This window comes from Bacillus sp. RCC_6_1, from assembly GCF_041360755.1.
GTDB lineage: Bacteria > Bacillota > Bacilli > Bacillales > Bacillaceae_G > Bacillus_A > Bacillus_A cereus.
The window spans coordinates 148,070-172,266 of the sequence record NZ_JBFUPV010000008.1; the positions used below are offsets into that span (position 1 = coordinate 148,070).

The following is a 24,197-nucleotide window of genomic DNA, read 5'->3' on the forward strand; positions in this document are numbered from 1 at the left end:
TACTCTTGATACAATATTCATACATCAAAATAAAAGGAATGTATGCAATGAATCCAATCTTAACAGCTGCAAAACAACTATTACATAAAGAAGAAAAGATTTTATCTACTTTAAAATGTTCACTTACTGGCTATATGATTACGCATAAAGTCCCGTATCCTGGCATGTTACTTGCTACTAATAAAAGACTTCTCTTTTTTAGCCAATATAAAAATACATTTATTGCCGAATTTGATTATGAAAAAATTCTATCCATAGAAACGAAGAGAAGAATCTTTGACAAAAAAATAATATTTTACTATGAAGATGAATATATAACGCTTGGATACATTACAAGTTCGAATGTTGAAGCGTTCATAGACTTACTACAAAGAAACAGCAAGACTAGCACAGGCTTATAATCAGCGGGGATCCCCTCGCTGATTCATTATTTTAACTCCTCCCACTTCGTCCAAACTTCTCTCCCGTTTATACGGTACATATTATCCTCTCTATCCATAAACCTATGTACAATAAATTCACGTCTAATTGTACAAAAATCATCATGATATTGTTTTATAAATGTATTAATTTCTTTTTCTGTATATTGATTTCCAGCATCTAACTTGCTAATTAAATGCTCTAACAATACTAGTTTCTTCTTCTTTTGACCTGGAATCGATTTTAAACGATCCTCTTTATCGAAAAAGTTACGAATGGTCGTATCACGGAATTTCATTTCACTTTCAGTCATTTTTTATCCTCCATCACTTTTTTTCTTTATCTTTTCACTTAAAATATCAATAAAGTAATATCCACCCATTAACACATAATAGAACGTGAGTATTCCAAATGCATCTTTCACACTTGTATATACTTCTTTATCAAACAATATAGGTGAAAGGGCATAAACAAGAAAGATTATTAGCGGATTTACGATAAAATAATAAGTAAGATTGCCTTTCATCATATCAACTCCTCTACCCTATGTTTCTCTGTAAATTGTTGTAATTCCTTTTCTTTCGTTTCTATAGCTTTTAGAAAGATTTATAGATGAACTAAGGAAAAGATGCCCTCTATTAAAATAAAAAAGCACCAAAAAGGTGCTTTTATCTACGCTTCAACCGATTGATTTTCAGCAACATTTTTAAATTGTCGTTTGTGCATCAAAGTTAAGGAAGCGATTGTTCCAAGTGATAATACAACGATAAAGATCATGAGCATTCCTATGTTTTGCCACATGAAGTCAAAGTCTCCACTCGATACGACTGCTTTCAATCCTGATACAGAGTATGTCATCGGTAACCAAGCATTGAATGGTTGTAAAAACTTCGGAATCAACTCTAACGGGAATGTTCCGGCACTCGTTGTAAGCTGCATAATTAATGTGATGATGGCGATGAAACGTCCTGCATCACCAAATGCTGTTACTAAACATTGAATTAATGCGATAAACGCTAAGCTTGTAACGATGCTAAAGAGTATGAAATACGGAATACTTTGTACTTCTACACCTAATCCGAACAGTAATATGACATCTGCTACTACAGCTTGAATAATACCGACTGATAGTAATACGCCGAACTTACTAATAAACCAACTAAACCCTGATTTTGGAACGCCGACTGTATCGCGTAATGGGTATACGATTGATAATAATAATGCCCCAACGAATAAACCGAGTGATAAGAAATACGGCGTAAATCCAGTTCCGTAGTTAGGAACTTCCGCCATTTTCTCTGTCTTCACTTTTACAGGACTTGCAAACATATCATACGTTTTATCCGTTCCTTTTACTTCCCCAGTTTTCTCTGCCCCTTCGCCAAGTTTCTCTGCAAGTTCACCTGAACCGTCGTTTACTTTTACGAGACCATCTGTTACTTTTCCTGAGCCATCTGCTAGTTTATTTACGCCGTCGATTAGCTGGGTTGAGCCATTTGACATTTGATTTAGGCCACCATTTAGAGTACCTAAGCCCGTTGTTACTTGACCAGATCCGTCTGCTAATTGATTTACTCCACCTGCCATTTGATTTGCTCCTACAGATAATGTACCTAAACCGCCTGTTACTTTACTCGAGCCATCTGCTAATTGATTTACTCCACCTGCCATTTGGTTTGCTCCTGCAGATAATTGACCTAGGCCGCCTGTTACTTGACTTGAGCCATCTGCTAATTGATGTACACCACCTGCCATTTGATTTGCTCCTGCAGATAATGCACCTAAACCGCCTGTTACTTTACCCGAGCCATCTGCTAATTGATTTATCGCATCAATTAATTGACCGGATTCATTTTTAAATTTATTTGCGCCTTCTTTTGCCACATTTAAATTCTTACCAAACCCTTGGAAATTTTCAACAAATCCTTTTTGTGCACTGGCTAATTTCTCAATACCCTCTGTTAAAGAGTCCAATTTCGCTGTATTCGGTAGTTTGTTTTGTGCATCACTTGTTTTTTGATTTATTTCACCTTTTAATTGTTTTACTTCTTCATTTAATTTATTTGTTCCACCTGCTACTCCGGCAGCTTTTTGCTGAACTGTCGCTGTACTTTTTACAGCACTTGTTATGAATGGTTGTAACTGTTCTTGATATTCTTTCGGTAAACTTTCAATTTGCTTTTGTAAATTCACTACCTCTTGTTCTGCATTTTTGGCATCTCCTGCCGTTGATTGTGTAAGTTCATTTAACTGATTTACATTCGCCCCAGCTCCATCTATTTTCTCATTTACTGTATTCAATATAGAAGGGCCTTTCGACTGTATTTCCTCTAAACCTGCAGCAGAACTTTTCACTTTACTATTTAAATCTTGCAAACCCTTTTCAATTTTTTGAGAAGCTACCTCTAATTGGTTTTGTCCCCCAACCAGTTGTTCCATACCATTTGATAGATCAGTTGTTCCTGTTTGTAATTCGCCGGATTTACTTACTAGTTTGTTCAAGCCACCAGTCAGTTTCTCAGATCCATCATGCAATTCACCAATTCCTTTTTGCATTTCACCCGTTTTGCTATTTAACGTATTTAAACCGTCTGTTACTTTTCCTGATCCATCTACTAATTTTCCGATACCTGCTTGCATCTCACTTGTTTTACTATTTAACGTATTTAAACCATTTGTTACTTTGCCTGACCCATCTACTAATTTTCCGATACCTACCTGCATTTCACCTGTTTTACTATTTAGCACATTTAAACCGTTTGTTACTTTGCCTGATCCATCTACTAATTTATTAGATCCATCTGCTAATTCCTGAACTCCATCCTTCATCTCCCCAGATTTCCCTTGAAGTGTATGAAGGCCATCCGTCACTTTACTTGAACCATCATGCAGCTCACTTGATCCGTCGTGTAGTTTATTTGCTCCTTCCGCCCCATCTGCTAATCCTTTTGAGACGTCTTGAATGGAATCAAACATTTTCTCTGCATATGTTTTCGTTAACGTGCTTGATACTTCAGTTTTAATCTTTTCAATGGCTGTTCCTCCAATTTGTGAAGATAAGAAGTTTAAGCTTTCGTTTGGAATGTACTCTAAGTTTAATGGCTTTGGATTGTCTTTTAGTAACGTTGTAGCGTTACTTGAGAAGTCATCTGGAATGCGCACTAACATGTAATACTTTCTACCTTCCATTCCTTTCTTCGCTTCTTTTTCACTTACGAACTCCCATTTAAAACTTTTATTATCTTTTAAATTATCAACGAGCCCTTTTCCGACCTCAATTGATTTCCCATCAAATACTGCGCCTTTATCTAAATTGACTACTGCAACTGGTAAGTCATCTAACTGTTTATACGGATCCCAAAAGGCCCACAAAAACATCCCTGCATATAAAATCGGTACGAATAAGACCGCAATAATTGGAATTAATATTTTTTTACTTTTTATAATTTCCGTGAACTCTTTCCGAAGTAACTGATTCCCTTTCATAATTTCTCCCCCTTTTATAAAATGACCAAAATGTTCATATAGTCATTTTTACCCAAACAAAAAGGCTATACTTGTTCATACATATGCCTTATCCCCGAATTTATTACTATGCAACTTTTTCTTATTATGATTATAATTTTTCTATATCCCCCCTTAACTTAAATATATGACCGTATTGTTCATTTGGTCATTTTTTATAAAATTAAAAGGATTATCTTAGTTTGACAATCCTTTTAGTAAATAAAGTTCAAATAACTCTGCAATTTTTTCTTTTTCTAGCGGTTCGTGATTTTTTTCCCAATCAAAAATAAGCGATACATATAGACGAAGCATAATAAATGCTGTAATTTCTGGATCACATTTGCTAATTTCACCTTTTTCAATCGCAATCTTTAAATACGATTGAATAACAGAAACGATTTCCACATCAACTTGTTGCATCACTTCTTGTACTTCTTTCGTTCCCATATCGCGCTCTTCTTGAATTAATTTAATCATGAGCTGATGTTCTTTTCTAAATTCCAAGATGCTATATAATGCTCTATGTACATTTTCAAAAAATGAAACATCTGAACGAATTGCACTTTCTGCAACTTGCTTCATTTCTGTAATTAAATTAGAAATAATTTCACCAAATAACTCTTCTTTATTTTTGAAAAAAGTATAAATCGTTCCTTTCCCTACATTCGCTAACTTCGCTACTTGATCCATCGTTGTTGCTTTATAGCCGAACGCTGAAAAAGACTTTGTTGCAGCCTCAATAATAGAACGTTTTCGATCTATTGCCACATCATCACCTCCAAAAATGACCAATTGGATAATATAGTCAATCAGTACATCTTTGATATTACCACACGCTTACATTCTATACAAGTTCTCTTTTTATTATTTCCAGTATAAAAAAATTTCAGTCAGTGTATATCATACTTTCCATAGTTTATCAGAAGAAAAGAGAAAAGGAAAAGATGTTCTAGAGATATACATCTTAAGAACACCTTTTTGCTATTTCAACATAGAAAGCATAATTTTCTCTAATTCTTCTTTATTTACATTCTTATCGAATACTGCTTCTCCTGGGTTCTCTAAACTATGATTAATAATAACGATTTGGTATGCACTATTTTTCCCTTTTGCTGGAACAATCATCTTCATACCTTGTAAATTACTATCCGAGTGATGAGTAGCGTAGAATATTTGATTACCTTCTAATTCGTACTGTTCAATATTTTCTTCTACAACAAATAAAGCATGGAACGGATCTTTACTTTCTCCAAATACTTGTGATTGATAAGTTGTATAGTTTCCTTTTCCGTTTGTATACTCTAATTCTATAATTAACTCGGGTCTTCTCTTAATAAAACAACTTACCTTTTCATCCTTTAGATCGTAGCCTTCAATTGTGTAAGTTGGCTTCTTAATTTGAAAATCTACATGTTCCTGCGCTTCCTTTACCGTGTAATTTAAAGATTCTTCCACTTTGTCATTAAACGGTTTTGATTGATCATAAAGTGCATATAATTTTTCACGATCAGCTTCTGTTAAACGTTCTTCCCTAAAAAATATTGACTCGTAGTCAGAATCTCTCGGAGCACCTTTTTTCTGTATATTAATAATTTCTTTATACAACTTTATGTACTGTTGGAACTCATCTGTTGTTAAAGCCTTTTCAGCTAAATATAAATAATCTGTCTTATTTTCATACACTCTTGCTGAATACCTATATTCTTTTTTTGCATTTTCTTCTGTACCAAACAGCATATCTACAGCATTTTGGAAAGCATCCTTTGACTGCTCTACTTTATCCTTTTGTTTTTCTTTCCCTTCCGTTGCACGTGCGTTGAATAAAGAAAGAGATGCTATAGCAACTATGACAATCACTCCAAGTAAAGAAAGACGATACGATTTCTTTTGGAATTTTTTAATCATAATGATTCTCCTTTTTAGTGTTCGTTTATTTCTACTTAAATTTGCTAGGCTTGGTACTTGATAGGAATAGTGTTCTAAAAGGGTAATAATTGTATGACCGTATGCAATTTGTTCCTCTTTATCTATAAAAGTAAGTGCATATGCATCACAGGCTAATTCTTGATCTTCTCGCATACAAAAATAGGCGTACCAAAGAATTGGATTGAACCAATTTAATAGGATTAAACTGTACATAATCCAATTTACAGCTACATCGTTTCTCTTAATATGAGCTAACTCATGGTAAAAGACATATTGTAATTGTTGTTCATTTAATACTTTCATATGTTTTTTTGATAGTAATACTTTCGGGCGAAAGAAACTAAAAACCGTTGGACTTGCAATCTTTCCTGCAAGATGTAATGAAACTGCCTTCTTCATTTTCATAGACTGCTTACAGCGATTAAACACTGTAGTGACCTGTTCGTCCGTAATATCCGGTTGTTTCTTTATGTAAGAATATAAACGTCTATTTGTAAGAAACGTGATGGCTGCTAATATGATTACCCCAGCTAGCCACACATACAAAGCAAGTTTATATAAAGAAAATGTAGTCTGTTTTTCCGAACTGACTTTTACTTCCGGTTCGCTAGTTTTTGTCACCATTTTAGAATTTGATTCCAATTCCACTTTTCGGTCGCTTTCTATGTTCACTATATTCTCAGTAGCCGGCATATTTTTTGGAATAACTTCCGATACGCTAGAACTATAAGAAAGTAATGAGTAAATGCTATAAGAGCTATCTGGCGACCACGGTAAAAGGAGTCTTATCATTAATACGATCCACAGCATATATTGCCACCGGGGGGTTAATTTATTTCTAAATAGAACTTTTATACATAAAATAAATCCGACTAATATGCTAGCCATAAGTGACGTTTCTATAAGCCAATCAAAAAAATGAGGAAGGTATACATTTATAAGCGTGTTTATCATTTTTATCGATCCTTCCTCTTATTCTCCTCTGTCTTCTCATCTAAAATGCGTTTTAATTCATTAATATCTTCTGAAGATAATTTCTCCTCTTTTAAGAAATTAACAAGTAATGGCTTAAACGCTGCACCGCAAAAACGTTTTAGTAAAGATTTCGTTTCCACTTGCAAATAATTATCTTGTGATACTAACGGGTAATAAGCGTACATACGCCCTTTATCTTGATGGTAAGAAACGGCTTCCTTTTGCACTAATCGATTAATTAATGTGCGGATTGTTTTCGGTTTCCAGTCCATTGCATCTTCCAGTTCTTCTATAATTTCATTCGCTGTTTGCGGAGAACTCGACCAAAGTACTTTCATAATTTCTAATTCCGCTTCAGATATTTTAGGTAATTGATTTGTCATCGTATGTTTCACTCCTAAGTATTACATTTGTAATCTATAATTAAGATTACAAATGTAATACTTAATTGTCAACCATATTTTAGAAAAATTAATTTCAGCTAAACCTTACTTCACAACAACAAAATTCCTCTTTTTCAAATAATCAAATAAAAAAACAAGAAAATCTTTACAATTAATAGTAATATAGAAAATAGACAAGTTTATCAAAACAGTGGAGGCTTTTTCAGTCATGATGCGTGCACTTCGTTTAAATATAAAGCAAGCTTTTTGTAGTCGTATTTCTTTAATTATGATGCTTAGTGGATTCGTTCTTATTTGCATTTATCACTATTATTATGTAATTCGTTATTTAGGAAACGCGGCAAATGGTCCTATATCAACAGATTTAAAATGGATTGGATTTCGCGACAATGAAATGGATGTTTATTTATTATTAATGCCAGTTATTGCGAGTTTCCCCTTTAGTACAAGTTACAATTCGGATAAGTCCGATGGTTTTAAACCGTTTGTGAGTAAGGGGATTTCTATATTTCCTTATTCAGTAGCGAAATATATCGTTACGTTTTTTTGCGGAGGATTTCTTTATACACTTCCATTCATCTTATCGTTATTATTTTGCAAATTAACCATTCCAGACGGAACACCTACTGTTGGTTCAGGCATCATAAATGCTGATGGAATGTTCGCAAACCTATATTTTGATGCGCCTCTCACTTACATTGCTGTATATATCGGAATTAATTTTTTATTTGCAGGTTTAATGGCCCTTTTAGGACTTGCTGCATCTGTATGGTCACAAAAAGACTATATGGCAATTCTCTTTCCATTTGCAGCCGCCTCCATTCCGTACGTCCTGCTAAATACAATACTTCCTTCAATAGGCGGAGCACCTTTTCATTTATATGATCCGAAACAACCATTGCAAGGCATGTCACCATATATTTTAATGACGCAATGTGCTTTCTTCCTTTTCGTTAGCTTACTTATGTATATACAAGGAGTAAAGCGGGATAGAAAAAAATATAAAAGAAGACTGCAAAAAAGAGAGCGGTGTAGAAAAGCGTTTCAAGTATAATAAAACCCTAATTTCCTTACTATATTGGAAATTAGGGTTTATTTACTATTCACTTATGGCGTACCTGCCAACCCCCATAAAATAACAACCGCTACAAAATAAATCGCTTTAATACCTACAACTAAACATAATGAAACAATTGCATATTTACTTAATTCTCTTCTTGCACCTATTAAAGTGAAAATAACCGCCAAACTAAATGTTATATAAGAAGCTGCTGTATGTATTAAGTTATACGTAATATCTAGATTGCTTGTAAGTCCTGTTATATCAGCTACAAACTGAAGCATGACGATCGTACTAAAAAAAATTGCAAACTGATTCATTACCTTTCCATTTATTTGTAACTGCATTGTTGTCCTCCTTGTTAAAAACTGAATATTCAATCAATTTTATCATTAGATTACAAAAAAAGGAATCATCTCTTTATACTATTCTATAACGATGCAAAAAAAGAACGCTTAGTCACCTAAGCGTTCCCCACTTTAAGAAGCCTTCTTCAAATCAATTTGAGCAAGTACTGGGTCGTGGTCACTTACACGTCCGTGTTCTTTCATAATGTTTGAGTTTAAGTGTACTGGGTCTACAATTGTGTGCGGTGCGATGTTGTTTGTTACTAAAATATGATCTAACACTTGTGCATTTCCTTCATGAATGTACGTGTAACGATTCTCTTTCGGCACTGTGTTTAACATATCTTTTAAGATTGTTCCCTCTAGTGTTTTTAGTGGTTTAGAGAATTCGAAATCGTTCATATCACCTAACACAACAACTGGTGCATTTGTATTCTTTTTCTGAATTCCTTGCACGAAATAATTTACTTCTTGTGCTAACTGAATTCGTTTGTCTTCACTCTTTAATACGAGCGGCTGCACTTTTCCAAATGGCGTTGCATCTCCTAGTTTTGAGTTTAAGTGATTTGCAACGACAACAATGTTTTGTCCTTGGAACGTAAATTCTGCCGCTAGCGGTTTACGTGTACTTTCAAACAATGGATTTTCGTCTCCAATACGAACAACATTTTTATCAAGTAACTTCGGTACCGTCGCTAATTTCACGCGTGATGGATTATAGAAGAAGCCGACGCGAATATTCGCTCCTGGTGCTCCTCCGTCTTGATTATTGTTTGGAGCGATTTCTACATACTCATACTTCGGTCCACGAATTTCTAGAACTGCATCAATGATACGTTTTGCGCTTAATGACGCATCTGTTGTACCGTCATTAATTGATCCGTTATTATCTTGCATTTCCTCTACACCGATAATATCTGGCATTTTTAAGTTGTATTTAATAGAATACGCTAACGCTTTTACTTTTTCATCTGTTGTTTCTTTTTTATTCGCTGAGAAGTTTTCAATGTTATATGTAGCAACCGTTAACTTATCAAGACGTGGCTGAATATTTGCCCCTACTTGCTTAAATCCACCATCCACTACAGCTGGCAGTTCTGTTATTGGCGAAATACGGAAAGAACCGTAATCATATCCTACTACCCCTGTTATATCTCCAGTAAAAGTATCTCCTACTTTTGCTACATAATCGCGAGGTACTTTTACAGAAAGGCGCTCTGGGTTTAATTGATTTTCATCTAATAGAGGTGTGCCATATTGTGTTACTATTTTATCTCCACCATTTTTTACTGTTACATATAAATTTCCGTTTTTCTGAGGTGTAATAATTTTTGGTGTTGGCATCGTAACACGCATACCTTCTATACTTTCATAGAAGTCGATTGCATCTTCATTTGGATCAAATAAACCAAATGCATCATTATCAATAATCTGGTCCGGGATTTTCACACCGTTTTCCCCAAGTACAATCGGTGCTGGCAAAGATTGATCTTTTGCGATTACAGCAACGCGGCTCGCTTTAATTTCAGTCGTCGTTAAGTCTGTTTCAAATCGCTCTGCATATCCTGGTCCAACATATTCTTCTACTACTCCATCAACTTGAATAAGATCTCCTACTGCTACATTCGCATCTTTTTTATATACGTACATACCTTCTGAAGTAGCTGGATCATTATCTGGCTGATTATCTTCTATATAAAAGCCGTTTTTATCAAGCGCTGTGACAACGCCTTCCACATTGTTTACTTTCTTCCCGTTGTAAGGAGACATATGTGATTTCCCTTGAATGTCATGAATACGAACCTGTTCATTATTTACGATAATAAATGAAAATGTCGAAATTGCTGAAGGAGTAAGTCCTTCTTTTTCTGCGATTGCTTTCACTACACTATTTTCATTCACTACAATTTGTCCATTATAACGAACGCTTTTATTAGTAGGATTAGAGCCATCTAACGTATAGTAGATTGTTGCGTCTTCTGTATTCGTCGTTAATGTTACCGCTGTTCCTTTAGCAACTTCTCCACCGTTCGGTGAAGCTACTACATCGCTAACACGGTTTTGTCCTTCACCTTGAAACTTATAAGCTGTTACTGATTTTAGACCTGGGTTACTAAAATATAATTCAAGGGTCCCAGTCAAACTAACTTTCTTCCCGATATTTTCAGGGTGATCTTTTACATTCACTGCCGTTCTCACATCACCTTTCGGTAACTGAACGGGCATGATTTTGTCTGGATTCGTTTCGTTTGGCGAATCTGCAATTGCTACGTTTGTATCATCAAACTTAGCTGGATCCTTCGTATATTTAGAAGAACTTTGCGTATATCCAACAATATATCCTTCTACTATCCCCTTCGTTTTCCCTTGCTGCTTAAATACTTGAATTGCTTTTTCTACTGACATAGAAGCAGTTTCTTCTGCTTGCGCTAAAGTTCCAGTAAATGAAAGCAATAGCAAGAATGATAAAAAGACACTTAACAATTTCTTCACAGCCATTTTCCTCTCTCTATTTCATATTTTCTCAGCATTTCTATCATAACAAATGATTCGTTATATAGAACTATATTTCGACAAATTTTACAAAAGATTTATTTAATTTACAAGCTTTCAAACTATAATACAAAATAATAATTTTACACCTTCTACAAATACACTCTATAATGTTAGAGAGAGAAAACAGAAAATACCGACATTTAATTGGCATGTAAAATGGATTCATTTGAATAGGAGTGATTGGATGGAAGTGCAAACAGAAACATACCGCGCAGCTATGAATGGAACATTAGAACGTCATTTTTCAGATATGATTGCCGTTATACCAACTAGAATTACAATTGAGCAGTTAAAACAGCGACTAGAAACGATCGCTACTAAAGTTGATGATTTAAAAATTGTTTATAGTGATGAGACAAGCCTTATTGTTGAATTACATATGGGTGAAACAGTCATACCGTATGAACTGCATATTGATGAACCGAACGATCCAGAAGGATATAAAATGTACAATAGACAAGATGCTACAATCGTAGATCGTAATTTTGAAGATGCAGCTTTCGGCACTGAAATTTTCACTCGTACGCTATTTGTAGGCGATGTACTGGACTGCTTTTTCCAGCAGTTACAGTTCTTATGGAATCTCGCCCCAGATTTGTTATTTGTAATCGATTCAAGTGCAGCAATGAAAGTGATATCTAGAAGCTATATTGAATATCACGTTGAAAATGAATTATTACCTGACATTCCTGACTTATACGTTATTCATTCCGTTTATGAAGACGATAAAGACGGTGAGCCTACGCAATATTGGTTTCATACACATGGTCTTTTAAGAGCAGGCGTAACTGAAATAGAGTTAATTATTCCAAATCGCATTTCTTCCTACTACGGCATTAGCGATCTCTTTCAAACATTTGCTAATAATGCCGTTGAGAATGGACAAGTCCCTATGAATGAGCCTATCGTTATCGCGCATAGTCAGCAAGGTTCTATACATACAGTCGCTGTTCCGTGGGAAAAAGGATTATCTTATATAGGGCATAAAACGAGTATGGACCAATTATCTTCAATCGAAGATGAGGAAGTGAAACTACAACCAATAGATGCACAAAATACATTCTTAGGCGGAATGGATGCCCGAGATGAATACCATCAATCTCCATCCGTTCTCTTATTCAAATTTAATACTTCAGAAGAATATATTGAAAGTTTTTTCAAAGAACACGAGGAAGCTACAGGGCTCATGTTCTATAAAACAAATAGTGAAACCGATCGTATGGCTTACAATGCGAAAAATACTTTTGGGTATTTCAGCAACATTTTTCACATTGAACAATCAAATGAAGATTTTCGTTTCCTTGCTAAGTTTGGTGTCTCCTACGAAGAAGGAAAAAGTGAACATATGTGGTTTGAAATGCAAAACATTACGGAAGATTTCATTCAAGGAATACTCATTAATGAACCATATTTCATAGAAGATATGAGTGAAGGAAATAGTTATCATTTAGATTTTGATAACTTAACAGAGTGGGTTATTTATGCAGGAGATGCTGTTATAAAGCCAAATAACTTATATATGTTTATTGGCGAATAAGTATTTTATATAATAAACGAAACGCCTTCAATATGATTGAAGGCGTTTCTTATAATTTATTGTGCGATTAATTCAGCATCTATTACTTTCTCCAAATGAGATAATACACGCTTTGCAGCTTCCTCACCTTGATTAATACAGTCTGGAAGTCCAGCGCCAGCATAGGAGCTGCCTGCAAAGTATATACCTGGCAACTCTTTCTCCATAAATGTTGTGAGCTGTTTCATTCGCTCGTTATGGCCTACTGTATATTGAGGCATCGCTTCTTTCCAGCGACTTACGATTGTAAACTCTGGATCCTCTGTAATATCCATCGTCTTCTTTAAATCTTCTAGTACGAGCTGAACGAGTTCTTCTTCAGTTTGTTCTACAACCGCTTCATCACCAGCACGTCCAACGTAACAGCGAAGGAGTGTTTTTCCTTCTGGCGTTGTATGCGGCCATTTTTTATGCGTCCACGTACATGCTGTAATGGTGTAATCGCTATTTCGTGATACGACAAATCCTGTACCATTAATATCGCGCTGGATTGCAGACTTTTGGAAAGCAAGTGCCACATTCGCAACGGATGTGGATGGAATATTACGGAAGAAACGAAACTGCTTGTACTGAGCAAACATGGACGGCAATACTTTATGCGAAGTTGCCACTACGATGGCGTCCGCTTCTATTTCTTTTCCGTTACTAAGAGTAATTGTATAACCATCACCCTGTTTTGCAACTTTTTCAATGCGAGTTCCCTTTATTATCGTACCTTCATGCATCTTTGCTTCGAGAGATTTTACGATAGATTCTAAACCTGTTTTCACTGTTTGGAACATTCCCTTTTTCGGTTCAGCTTTCTCTTCTTTCGGAGCGAGCGTACGCATACCGAGTGAAATACTGCGATGTTTCTGCTCAATCTGATACATTTGCGGGAATGTTGACATTAAGCTCATTTCATCAATATCCCCTGCATAAATACCCGATAGTAACGGTTCTATTAAGTTTTCAACCACTTCGTTTCCAAGACGATGTCTGAAAAATTGTCCGAGTGATTGATCAGATACTGGCTTTGACCTCGGCATTAATAGATCAAAACCAGCTCTTAGTTTACCAATTGGGGAGAACAGCCCGGAAAATAGAAACGGCGTAATTTGCGTTGGAATTCCCATCATTGATCCGCTCGGCATTTTATGTAACCGATTGTTTACGAGGATAAATGATTGACCGGCTTGATTATTTACAAGTTCATCGCCAAGACCTAATTCTTTCACTAATCTAGCTGCACTTTCTTTTCGTGCTAAGAAAGAATCCGGTCCGCGCTCAATTGTAAATCCATCTTTTCGAACGGTTTGAATTTTTCCGCCAAGTTTACCCGATGCTTCTATAAGTAATGTATCAATCGGCAAGTTTTTTTCATGAATATTTTTTTGTAAGTTATACATTGCTGTTAATCCAGTGATGCCTCCGCCGACGATCACAACTTTTTTCCTCAAGCAGGCTCCCCCTTTCTTCTTACAGTACAGATTCTTTTTTCTTTAATACAACATCTGTTAAACAATCAATAAATGCGTCCGATGCATTTGGCATTTCTGGACGATAATATTTCGCACCAATTTCATCCGTTACAACTTTACACTCAAAGTCGTTGTCATATAAAACTTCTAAATGTTCCGCAACAAATCCAACTGGTGCATATACGAATGAAGTATAACCGTGCTTTTCATTTAGTTCTCTCGTTAAATCTTGTACATCTGGACCAATCCAAGGATCTGGTGTGTTTCCTGCACTTTGCCAGCCTACTGCATAGTTTGCTACTTCAGCTCCGCGCGCGATATAATCCGCTGTTTCATTTAATTGATCTGGATATGGATCGCCCATTGCAATAATTTTCTCTGGTAAGCTATGTGCAGATACGATTAATACTGCTTTTTCACGCTCTGCATCTGACATACCGTTATATATACCTTTCACTGCATCAACCCAGTACTGGATGAATTTCGGCTCTTTATACCAGCTATCAATGCCGTGAATTGTTAAGTTTCCAAGTTTCTCAGCTTCTTCTTGTGCTCGTCCAACGTATGATTTCACGCTAAACGTAGAATAGTGAGGTGCAAGAACAAGTGCGATTGCATCTTGTATTCCGTCGTTATGCATATCTTTCACCGCATCTTCAATAAACGGTTCAATATGTTTTAAACCAAGATACATATGGTACTCTACTTCATCTTGTACTTCATTTAAACGCTGTTCTAACTTCTTAGCTTGCTCTAATGTAATAGTAGCTAAAGGAGAAATACCACCAATTGCACGGTAACGCTCTGTTAAATCTTCCAGCATTTCAGGACTTGGCTTTCTTCCTCTACGAATATGTGTATAGTAACGTTCAATATCTTCTTCTTTATATGGCGTTCCGTATGCCATTACAAGCAAACCAATTTTCTTTTTCATACAGCAATTCTCCTTTACTTCGCTAACTGCCCTTTAGAGTATTCATGAATAAATGTAGTTAAACGTTTTAATGTATCCGGATTTACTTCTGGGAATACACCGTGACCTAAGTTAAAGATATAACCCGGCTGTTTCATCCCTTGATCTAAAATACCTTTTACATGTTCTTCAATAACAGACCATGGTGCAAGTAAGAATGAAGGGTCCATATTACCTTGTACCGCCTTATGAACGCCACGTGCACGTGCTTCTTCAATCGGTAAGCGCCAGTCTAAGCCGACTACATCAAGCGGTAAGTCGTGCCACTCATTCACTAAGTGTGCAGCTCCTACGCCGTGCATAATCATCGGTACACCCATCTTACGAACTTCTGCAAAAATACGCTCCATTGCTGGTTTAATAAATACGCGATAATCTGCTACATTTACTGTTCCAACCCAAGAATCGAAAATTTGAACTGCTTTTGCTCCTGCGTTTATTTGCGCTTTTAAATATGTAATAACCATATCTGCTAGTTTATCCATTAAAGCGAACCAAGCTTTTGGCTCTGCATACATGAACGCTTTCGTATTATGGTAGTTACGAGATGGACCGCCTTCAATCATATAGCTCGCTAATGTAAATGGAGCTCCTGAAAAACCGATTAACGGTACGTCTAACATTTCTGTCGTTAATAAACGAATTGTATCTAGTATGTACGGTACGTCATCTTCTGGATTGATTTCCCCTAGTTTTTCTACGTCTTGTAAAGAACGGATTGGATTATCAATAACTGGGCCAATACCTGATTTAATTTCTACATCCACACCAATTGCAGGTAGTGGTGACATAATATCTTTATAAAGAATTGCTGCGTCTACGTTATATTGATCAACCGGCAATTTTGTAACGTAAGCACATAACTCTGGATTATGTGTAATTTCAAATAAAGAATACTTTTCTTTAATCTTTCTATATTCCGGCTGTGAACGACCTGCTTGACGCATATACCATGCTGGTACATAATCGGTACGTTCCCCCCTACATGCTTTTAAAAATGTCTCATTTATAGTTCTTACCAAGACCCTTGCTCCCTTCCTTACCAATGCTTCGAATACGTTCGATATTTATCTTTTTTTACTATACAGCTTGTAAAAACAAAATGCATAATATTATGTACGTTGTTCATTAAATTGACACAAACATTCTTAAAAACGCTTACTATTTTCACAACATTCTTATTATAACACAGAGAAAAACTATGGTTTAGCTACTTTTGACTTTTCTCCTTCACGATTCGTTTGTGTATTATATGGTACAACGTAAAAGCTCGGTTTTGAAAATATGTTAACGAACTTTTCCTCATATTCCCCAGCACCATTTACAGTGCTAACATGTGTATGAATTCCGTTCTCCACTCTATAGATTCGGTACATAATTCTGTTATCTGGAAGTGGTTTCCAACTTAATTTTGCTTTAAATAAACCGAAAGGGCTAAATGATAGTTTCATTTTTACATCTTCAATTTTGCGCAGTCGAATCGGAGCGCCGATTGTTTCCACACCTTCAGGCTTCATAAACTTCTCTTTATGTTCTACATTAGCCTTCGTTAAAATTTTCTTAAACAATTTTGTCGCAGATGCACTTTCTCCTTGCAACTGATGCTCCTTATCCGTACGGTCATAACCAATCCAAACAGCGCCTACTAAGTTAGGTGTATAGCCGACGAACCACATATCTCTTGCTCCCTTATCGTCATTTGGCAATGAAGTTGTACCCGTTTTTCCAGCTAACGCACCGTTATATACACCAGCTCTCGCTGTTCCTTCCTTCACAACTCCTTCTAACATTTTCGTCATATACCATGCTGTCTGCTTCGAGAAGATTTTCGTCTCTACTTTTGGAGATTCCCCAATGACTGCACCGTGTCTATTTAATACTTTATCAATAACGTGCGGCTCAATAATATTTCCATTTGCTAAAAATGAACGATACATTTTTACAAGATCAAATGTTGAAACGCCATTTTTTAGTCCCCCAAGCGCTGTACTTAAACCAGCATCTGCAATATGGACATTTCCTTTTTCTAAATATTGCTTTCCTTCTTCTACCCCTAACTCATTTAATAAAGAAACTGCCGGTACGTTTGCCGACTCTAAAATTGCATCATACATCGTCATTTCTTTTGAATACTCATGATTATAATTTCGAGGTTCATACCCTTCAAAAGAATTTCTTTCATTCGTTAATAAAGAATACGGATTATACTTTTTCGTTTCTAGTGCTGGTGCATAAACGATAAGTGGTTTTAAAACAGATCCGGGCTGCCTTTTGGCAAAAACACGATTAAATCCTCTCGGGACGTACTTTCTTCCCCCAATCGCCGCTTTAATCCCTCCCGTACGATTATCCATTAATAAGAAAGCACCTTGCGCCCCTTCTTCTTTCCCAGGAAAATTCCTTGCATCTTGAAACTGGTTATATGCTACCTTTTGAATCTTTTCATCCATAGGTACGACAAACGTATATCCTCCGCGAAGTACTTCTTGATGAGACAACCCGTATAAACGAGCGGCTTCATCTATGACCATATCAATATACGGCATATATGCAAGCTCATTCTCATCTAAATTTTTATATAGAGCAATTGTCTTCCCTTGATAACGAACGCTTTCTTCTGCAGTCAAATAGCCTTGTTTATGCATAAGTGACAATACTAGATCGCGGCGTTCCTTACTCTTCTCTGCAGAATAGTACGGTGAATATCCGTTTGGTGACTTCGGAAGGCCTGCAAACATTGCCCCTTCCTCTACTGTTAAATCCTCAACATTTTTATTAAAATACAACTTTGCTGCCGCTTGAATACCGTAAGCCCCATGACCAAAATAAATATGATTCATATACATTTCAAGAATTTGTTGCTTCGTATATTTTTGCTCTAATTGAAGAGAAATTGCGACTTCCTTCAATTTGCGCGTAAATGTTTTTTCACGAGTTAAAAAGACGTTTTTAGCGAGTTGCTGCGTAATGGTACTACCACCCTCTACCTTCTCTCTAGCTAACGTATCTTTATAAAGAGCACGGAATATAGACGGATAATCAATCCCTTGATGCTCATAAAAACGAGAATCTTCCACCGCAACAAACGCCTGCTGCACATACTTCGGAATTTGCTCGATCGGTACGAGGTCTCTATTTTCTACGTATAATTTCGTAATTTCTTTCCCTTTCTGGTCAACGATACGTGATGAAGAGTGGAAAACGAGCTGCTTTTCATCCATCATATAGCCACCAGCTAACACGATAAGTTTATAGAGTACAATCGCTACTACGAACGTTGCGACGCCGCCTAATAAAGTCCACTTTACTTTCTTCATACATCGTCCTTCTTTCCAAATGATGGTACATTTATTATTTGAAAAAGAAGTATCTTTATGTATATAATCTTCGAAGTTTTTTAAGAGAGTTGATATAATAGAAACAAACTAGTAAGGGGGCATTAAAATGAAGGCTATTATTTCATACGAAACACCTCTAGAACAAGCACATTTCACTGCAAAAAATGATGAGAAAAATATGTTTTATAAAGAAAATACAGAAGAATCTGTAGAAGGCTCACTTCAGTATGACGTACTAGATGCTGTCGGTGAATTTAAAGGACAACCTGGCTATATCGTTTGTAACAATATTTCTGTAACAGACGAAGGTCGCCCTGTATTTGAAAACCGCTTTAAAAACCGCGCAGGCCTTATCGAAAACGAACCAGGATTCCAAGCGATCCGTGTTCTACGCCCATTAAGTAACGATACATATGTCATCTTAACGATGTGGGAAACAGAGCAAAACTTTAAAGACTGGACAGAATCACGTTCATTCGAAAACGCTCATAAAAAACGTCCCACGCAAGCAGAAGGAACACCTCAGGCTCAAGCGCATCCACATGCCGAACAGCAAAAGAGTATTTTCTCTCGCCCTTCTTTTGTGACTACTTTTGATGTGTTAGTTTAATTTTTTTGAGTTTGGAGTTCGGAAACCGCGGTATGTGAAATTATATCGGCGTTTTTTCGAATTTATCGGCGCAACTCGAATTATATCAGCGTTTTTCTGAATATATCGGCGCAACTCGAATTATATCAGCGATTCTTCGAATATATCGACTTATCGACAAATCATGACACAAAAAGGAAACACCATTACACACCGGTGTTTCCTTTTTCTTTGTACCAATTATATATACGAAGTGAATCTTTTTTTCTCATATGCTTTACTTCATAACCCCGCCCCGCTACCGTTACAAGAGTTGTACATAATTCATCCTTTCTTTGAAAATACGATTGATTATAACCTACTGCTTGAACATGTCTTCTTCGCATTATTCCTGTATATTTCGAAAAATTACGATATACAACCGTTAGTTGATTTTCTCTTAATTCATAACCGCCACTTTTATATCTAGCATACGCAAGTAACGAAAACACGATAAATAACGGTAAAACAAAAAATAACGCAATATATTGTTTTAAATATATACTCACGCTAGCAATTAGAACTGTGAGTATGATACTTATTAACCAGCCCATAATGAAATAACGACGCAACGCTGTTTTTGGTAAGTGAGCGATCTCCGCTTCAATTTCATAAGGTAACTCTAAATATGTGAGCAGGTGCTGTACATCTTTTTTCTTCATAAAAGGATGCAGCATCACTTCATTACTTGCTGCTCCAATACTGTGAATTGCTTCCACTTCAACAGCGCAATAACCAAATGGCTGGCGAAGCATACATTCTTTTACAGTAATCGCTTGAATTCGGTGCAATTTTAAGACAAACTCTTTCTTTTCAAATAACCCTTGAACGATACGAATTTCTTCCCCTTTTCGCTCAATTTTAAAGTTTGCATATTTCAACACATATCCAGCCGTGGAAATAATCCATGAAATTGCCATTAAAATTAATGCTATTACAATTAGTTTATAAACACCGTTTCCCATCACATACGCTTCTACTTTACTTGTGAATCCTTCAGGAAGAACAAAATCAAACTTTGTGTAAAGAAGTACCAGTCCAGAAAACACTAGTCCGAACCGACCAGATGTAATCGCTGCTGCTAAAACCTCTTTCGCTGTTAACTGATAAACCGTCTTGCTTTCTTCCTCTTCTATTTCTTCTTTTACAGTAGTTTCTTTCTTATGTAATAAAGAGATTAAATGTTTTGCCTCGTCTTCTTTAATACCAGCCAACATCACTTCTGGTTCACTACCACCACCCGCTACTTCTATATTTAACTTCATAAGCCCAAGCATCTGATAAATGACATTAGAAGACGTACTAACATTTTGCACACGTTCTTTATTTAAATAACTTTCCTTCTTTACAAAAACACCGTGCTTTATATGTAAAATATTATTCTCAATCCAGTACACTTTAAAATACCATTTAATTGCTGAAAAAATAGCCATGATGAATAAAACAACCAGAAGGAAAAGATAAAATAAATACCAAGGTTCCACTTGTTCATCAGGTTTAAATAAAACAAGAATAATAAGTGGCAACAAACTCGCAACTCTAATACCTAACAATATCGTAATCGGATGTTGCCTCTTATACATCCTTATCACTCACTTTCGCAAGTTCTCCAATTTGTCTTTTTAGCTGTTCTGCTTCTTCTTTCGTTAAACCTGGAATACTATGAGAAGTTGCGGCTGTTGAAATGTGTAATTCTGCTAAATTATACTTTCTCATGATCGGCCCTTGCTCAATCGTTACGTGCTGCACACGGATCATCGGAATAAGTACGCGTTTTACAACGAACATTCCCTTTTGAATCTCAATCTCTTCTTCATTTAATCTGTAACTATAATAGCGCTGACGTAAATTTGGAAACACAAAATAATCAAGTGGAATAAATGTAATAGCTCCTGTTACTAATAGTCCAAACAACCAGCCCCACCAGTTAAAGTTAATCATAAAAAAGAAATACGCAATTACGACTGTTAGTATAACTGCCGTCCCAATTAAAGCGTGAATTCGCCACACTTTCAGCATATTAGAATGAATCTCCCTTTCTAACGGCTGCATCTCATCACTCCAATTCTATGAATTTATTACTTATATATTATCAAAAAATAAGATTTCATATACATTTTTGTAAATTTATAGTCAAATAATAACATTTGAATCAAAAGCATATTAAAGAAAAACATACCTCAGTTTTGAAAATTATATATTATAAATATGAATTATATTGAACTAAAATAAACCTTACATGATTCATGTAAGGTTTATCGTTTTATACACAATATATTTCATTATTGTTGAGATATACTAGCATCGCTTTCAATTCGCTTTTCTTTTTGGCTCAGTTTTTTATCTTTAGATTTTTTTAATGTTAAAGTCATACCAATAAAAATAAAAAGAATTCCTGTTATTTGCATTAAAGTTGGACGGAATCCAGTAAGTACAGTATCTAATAATATTGCCACTGCCGGATCCAAAAAAACTAATATTGAGATTGTTTTTGTAGATAAATAGCGTAAACTATCAAAAAACAGATAATATACTATCCCTGTGTGAATAAAACCAGTAGCTATAATATATGTCCAATTACTTTGAGTGAGGCCACTAAAAGCATCTAAATCTATAAATGGTATTAAAAGAAATATCCCCAAGAATGTTTGTAAAAATGTCATTGCATACGCACTCATTTTGTTAATCCCTTTACCAAATAAAGTTGTAAATGCATAAAAGAGAGCTGCAAGAAATCCCCATATCATACCTGAAGACATTAATGAACCGACAGAGAAACTTCCATCGATACCAGCAATTAATAAAGCTCCTGCAAAACACACAACTATTGAAATGATAGATATTAATGTTAATTTTTCTTTAAAGACGATACTTCCAATTAACAGTACAATTACTGGTGCAAGATGATAAACCGAGATAGCAATTGTAACTGACATATTTTCAAAGGCTTTAAATAAGAAAACCCAATTAAATACTAAGAAAAAGCCACATATTAAAACTTGAATAACTTCTTTTCGTTCCCATTTATCTTGTTTATATTGCCCTGTAAGCAACCAGCATACACTTAAAAATATTGTCGCAAAAATACACCTTACAAACACTAATTCAAACGAAGGTAAGTTTGTTTGAACTGAAAAAAATCCAACTGATCCAAAGATAACCATTGATGCTATCATCTTTAAAGCCGGTACCGTTTTCTCTTGCTTAAAACTTTTTTGAAGCAAATTAATCCCCCTCCAATAAAAACTCGGTTTATAGTGAGAAAAACACCAGCCTAAAAAAGGACAGGTGCTTTTCCTCAAAAACACTCAATTATAAATTTTTCCCAGCAGTCCAACCACCATCAATTACAAAATTAGAACCAGTAATAAAGCGGGCCTGATCAGAAATCAAGTACTCAATACATGAAACAATATCCTGCGGCAACCCCCAAGTATCTAAAGATTGATTACTTTTTATCATAGACATCAAAGCTGTATTACTAAAGTATTCTTCTGTAAGTTCAGTTCTAATAACACCGGGAGAAATGCTATTCACCCTTATATTTTGCTTTCCAAATTCCATAGCCATCTGTTTAGTCAATCCGATTAAAGCATGCTTTGATGCAACATAAGCAGCTCGCTCTGGTTCAGCCATTAATCCAGAAACCGATGCTATATTCACAATACAACCTTTTATTTTCGATTCACACCATCGCTTAGCTACTTCCCTAGAAAGGATAAATGGGGCTACTAAATTTACATCAATTACTTTTTTAAACATATCATCGGATAAATGTAAAACAGGTGTTATCTCTCGAATACCAGCTGCATTTATTAATATATCAGGAGAAAGCTTTTCTAAATCTAATTGAGTAAAAAGATTATGAATCGCTTCGCTATTACTTAAATCAATTTGCACTACTTTCAAAGGCATATCTGTTTTCATATAATCTATTAAATTATTATTATTAATATCAAGCGCTATTACATGAAATGATTTTTCTAAAAAGTATTTTATACAAGCATGACCTATACCGCTATTGGCTCCAGAAATCATAATTATTTTATTCTCTCTCATTTTGTCTCCTTATAAGAAAATGTTACTAATAAAATATCACGAAAAGCCTCCGTACTACATTCTGTTCCAAGTGGCGTTACGGCATGGAAGACCTTTTGTCCAAATACTAAAGTTTCTAAAGGCTCCTTCAAACTTATAAACTGATTAATTTCCCGAGGAGAATTAGCTATTAAATTATCTCCACCAATAGCTGTATTACTTAAATTCATAAGGTGTAAAAACACTACTGGTTCATCATCTTTATGTAACCAAATAGGTGAACTAAAAGATGGTCTTTCTTTAGTAGCTTTATATCTTACTTGATGTAAACCTATAATTAAGTCTTTACTTGTATCTATTATATTTGTTTTAAATGCAAATTCAGTATCGAAGCGCACGATATTTTGAATTAAAGGATTACATAAAAAGCTATCATTTATGCTATTGAACTGTCTAACTTTCCCGCCATCGTCATAGTTATATTCTTTAGATTGGAAGTAATCATTACTATTATCTAAAATATAATCTGGTGAATCAACATACTTTATATACCTTGAATAAGATCTAGCACGGCATTCACCGTATGCATCATCTTCCAAATTATAATAATCTAACTGTGCTTGTGTTAATAGACGATGATTCTCTTCCTCTTGTAAAAAGATTTCATTTGAGATTTCAAGGAATCCTTTAGATTCAAATTCATGTACCTTTTCTTCTATGCTAAAGCCACTCATTTTACTAAGAACAAACGTCATTATAAAAACCTCCACACTATTGTATTTTTCTATCTCACCCTATGTTAGAAATGCAATAAGTAACCGAGATTCTTGCTTAATAAAATTAAAAATTATGATATTCAATTAATACACCAAATGAAATATACGTAATTCATTAAAATTATTTATTAAGCAATATTATATATCCTTTCGGGTATTTTTTCTAATTATCTGAAGATTTATCAACATTAGTCTTAATATTCAAAAATAAAG

Annotated in this window: 21 protein-coding genes; 4 read left to right on the top strand and 17 right to left on the bottom strand. The window is 35.2% G+C overall.

What is annotated here, in order from left to right:
• Window positions 1–47 precede the first annotated feature (47 nt).
• Window positions 48–401, top strand: a complete 354-nt coding sequence (locus AB6801_RS21290) for a PH domain-containing protein (RefSeq protein ID WP_001068217.1) — start codon at window positions 48–50, stop codon at window positions 399–401.
• 26 nt (window positions 402–427) lie between these two features.
• On the opposite strand, the gene AB6801_RS21295 is transcribed toward AB6801_RS21290, so the two are convergent.
• The 6 genes from AB6801_RS21295 to AB6801_RS21320 all read right to left on the bottom strand — a co-directional run bounded on the left by AB6801_RS21295 (window position 428) and on the right by AB6801_RS21320 (window position 7,211).
• Window positions 428–733, bottom strand: coding sequence for a DUF2087 domain-containing protein (locus tag AB6801_RS21295; RefSeq protein WP_000140286.1), 306 nt, complete (start codon window positions 731–733; stop codon window positions 428–430).
• Between the two features lie 3 nt (window positions 734–736).
• Window positions 737–949, bottom strand: coding sequence for a hypothetical protein (locus AB6801_RS21300; RefSeq protein WP_033667903.1), 213 nt, complete (start codon window positions 947–949; stop codon window positions 737–739).
• A 143-nt stretch (window positions 950–1,092) separates the two neighbouring features.
• Window positions 1,093–3,906: a YhgE/Pip domain-containing protein gene (locus tag AB6801_RS21305; RefSeq protein ID WP_097998862.1), complete on the bottom strand. Its 2,814-nt coding sequence runs from the start codon at window positions 3,904–3,906 to the stop codon at window positions 1,093–1,095.
• A gap of 216 nt (window positions 3,907–4,122) precedes the next feature.
• Window positions 4,123–4,695 (bottom strand): TetR/AcrR family transcriptional regulator, encoded by a 573-nt coding sequence (locus AB6801_RS21310; protein ID WP_000963381.1) that lies wholly within the window; start codon window positions 4,693–4,695, stop codon window positions 4,123–4,125.
• Between the two features lie 213 nt (window positions 4,696–4,908).
• Window positions 4,909–6,807 (bottom strand): M56 family metallopeptidase, encoded by a 1,899-nt coding sequence (locus AB6801_RS21315; protein ID WP_097998861.1) that lies wholly within the window; start codon window positions 6,805–6,807, stop codon window positions 4,909–4,911.
• A 2-nt stretch (window positions 6,808–6,809) separates the two neighbouring features.
• On the bottom strand, window positions 6,810–7,211 hold the full coding sequence (locus tag AB6801_RS21320) for a BlaI/MecI/CopY family transcriptional regulator (protein WP_000184509.1): 402 nt from the start codon (window positions 7,209–7,211) through the stop codon (window positions 6,810–6,812).
• 229 nt (window positions 7,212–7,440) lie between these two features.
• Here AB6801_RS21320 and AB6801_RS21325 point away from each other — a divergent pair, with 229 nt between their 5' ends.
• Window positions 7,441–8,286, top strand: a complete 846-nt coding sequence (locus tag AB6801_RS21325) for a hypothetical protein (RefSeq protein ID WP_000984174.1) — start codon at window positions 7,441–7,443, stop codon at window positions 8,284–8,286.
• A 53-nt stretch (window positions 8,287–8,339) separates the two neighbouring features.
• Here the strand turns inward: AB6801_RS21325 and AB6801_RS21330 are convergent, their stop codons facing one another.
• Both AB6801_RS21330 and AB6801_RS21335 read right to left on the bottom strand, forming a co-directional pair.
• Window positions 8,340–8,639, bottom strand: coding sequence for a hypothetical protein (locus AB6801_RS21330; protein ID WP_001176849.1), 300 nt, complete (start codon window positions 8,637–8,639; stop codon window positions 8,340–8,342).
• A gap of 132 nt (window positions 8,640–8,771) precedes the next feature.
• Window positions 8,772–11,138 carry a DUF6359 domain-containing protein gene (locus AB6801_RS21335; RefSeq protein WP_025966982.1) on the bottom strand — a complete coding sequence of 789 codons (2,367 nt, stop codon included), beginning with the start codon at window positions 11,136–11,138 and terminating at the stop codon, window positions 8,772–8,774.
• Between the two features lie 241 nt (window positions 11,139–11,379).
• Here AB6801_RS21335 and AB6801_RS21340 point away from each other — a divergent pair, with 241 nt between their 5' ends.
• On the top strand, window positions 11,380–12,732 hold the full coding sequence (locus AB6801_RS21340; RefSeq protein WP_000453718.1) for a DUF4026 domain-containing protein: 1,353 nt from the start codon (window positions 11,380–11,382) through the stop codon (window positions 12,730–12,732).
• A gap of 56 nt (window positions 12,733–12,788) precedes the next feature.
• Here the strand turns inward: AB6801_RS21340 and hemY are convergent, their stop codons facing one another.
• The 4 genes from hemY to AB6801_RS21360 form a co-directional block, all read right to left on the bottom strand.
• Window positions 12,789–14,210, bottom strand: a complete 1,422-nt coding sequence (gene hemY, locus AB6801_RS21345; protein ID WP_097999651.1) for a protoporphyrinogen oxidase — start codon at window positions 14,208–14,210, stop codon at window positions 12,789–12,791.
• A gap of 19 nt (window positions 14,211–14,229) precedes the next feature.
• On the bottom strand, window positions 14,230–15,165 hold the full coding sequence (hemH, locus tag AB6801_RS21350; protein ID WP_000726800.1) for a ferrochelatase: 936 nt from the start codon (window positions 15,163–15,165) through the stop codon (window positions 14,230–14,232).
• A gap of 14 nt (window positions 15,166–15,179) precedes the next feature.
• The gene (gene hemE, locus AB6801_RS21355) at window positions 15,180–16,226 is read right to left on the bottom strand and encodes a uroporphyrinogen decarboxylase (RefSeq protein WP_000252605.1); all 1,047 of its coding nucleotides are present in this window, start codon (window positions 16,224–16,226) and stop codon (window positions 15,180–15,182) included.
• A gap of 177 nt (window positions 16,227–16,403) precedes the next feature.
• Window positions 16,404–18,521, bottom strand: coding sequence for a transglycosylase domain-containing protein (locus AB6801_RS21360; protein ID WP_097999650.1), 2,118 nt, complete (start codon window positions 18,519–18,521; stop codon window positions 16,404–16,406).
• A gap of 127 nt (window positions 18,522–18,648) precedes the next feature.
• On the opposite strand from AB6801_RS21360, the gene hmoB reads away from it, so the two are divergent.
• Window positions 18,649–19,152 (top strand): heme-degrading monooxygenase HmoB, encoded by a 504-nt coding sequence (gene hmoB, locus AB6801_RS21365; RefSeq protein WP_000644065.1) that lies wholly within the window; start codon window positions 18,649–18,651, stop codon window positions 19,150–19,152.
• A 185-nt stretch (window positions 19,153–19,337) separates the two neighbouring features.
• Here hmoB and AB6801_RS21370 read toward each other — a convergent pair whose 3' ends face one another.
• The 5 genes from AB6801_RS21370 to AB6801_RS21390 form a co-directional block, all read right to left on the bottom strand.
• Window positions 19,338–20,753 carry a PH domain-containing protein gene (locus tag AB6801_RS21370; RefSeq protein WP_097999649.1) on the bottom strand — a complete coding sequence of 472 codons (1,416 nt, stop codon included), beginning with the start codon at window positions 20,751–20,753 and terminating at the stop codon, window positions 19,338–19,340.
• Entirely contained in the window at window positions 20,746–21,222 is a 477-nt protein-coding gene (locus AB6801_RS21375) for a PH domain-containing protein (RefSeq protein WP_001182725.1), read from the bottom strand. Before AB6801_RS21375 ends, AB6801_RS21370 begins: the two co-directional genes overlap by 8 nt.
• 230 nt (window positions 21,223–21,452) lie before the next feature.
• Window positions 21,453–22,394: a DMT family transporter gene (locus AB6801_RS21380; protein WP_000939630.1), complete on the bottom strand. Its 942-nt coding sequence runs from the start codon at window positions 22,392–22,394 to the stop codon at window positions 21,453–21,455.
• An 88-nt stretch (window positions 22,395–22,482) separates the two neighbouring features.
• A complete protein-coding gene (locus tag AB6801_RS21385) occupies window positions 22,483–23,229 on the bottom strand; it encodes an SDR family NAD(P)-dependent oxidoreductase (RefSeq protein ID WP_001208941.1) in 747 nt (248 codons plus the stop codon).
• Window positions 23,226–23,963, bottom strand: a complete 738-nt coding sequence (locus AB6801_RS21390; RefSeq protein ID WP_000144819.1) for a 2OG-Fe dioxygenase family protein — start codon at window positions 23,961–23,963, stop codon at window positions 23,226–23,228. The genes AB6801_RS21385 and AB6801_RS21390 overlap by 4 nt, the downstream gene beginning before the upstream one ends.
• Between the last annotated feature and the right edge of the window lie 234 nt (window positions 23,964–24,197).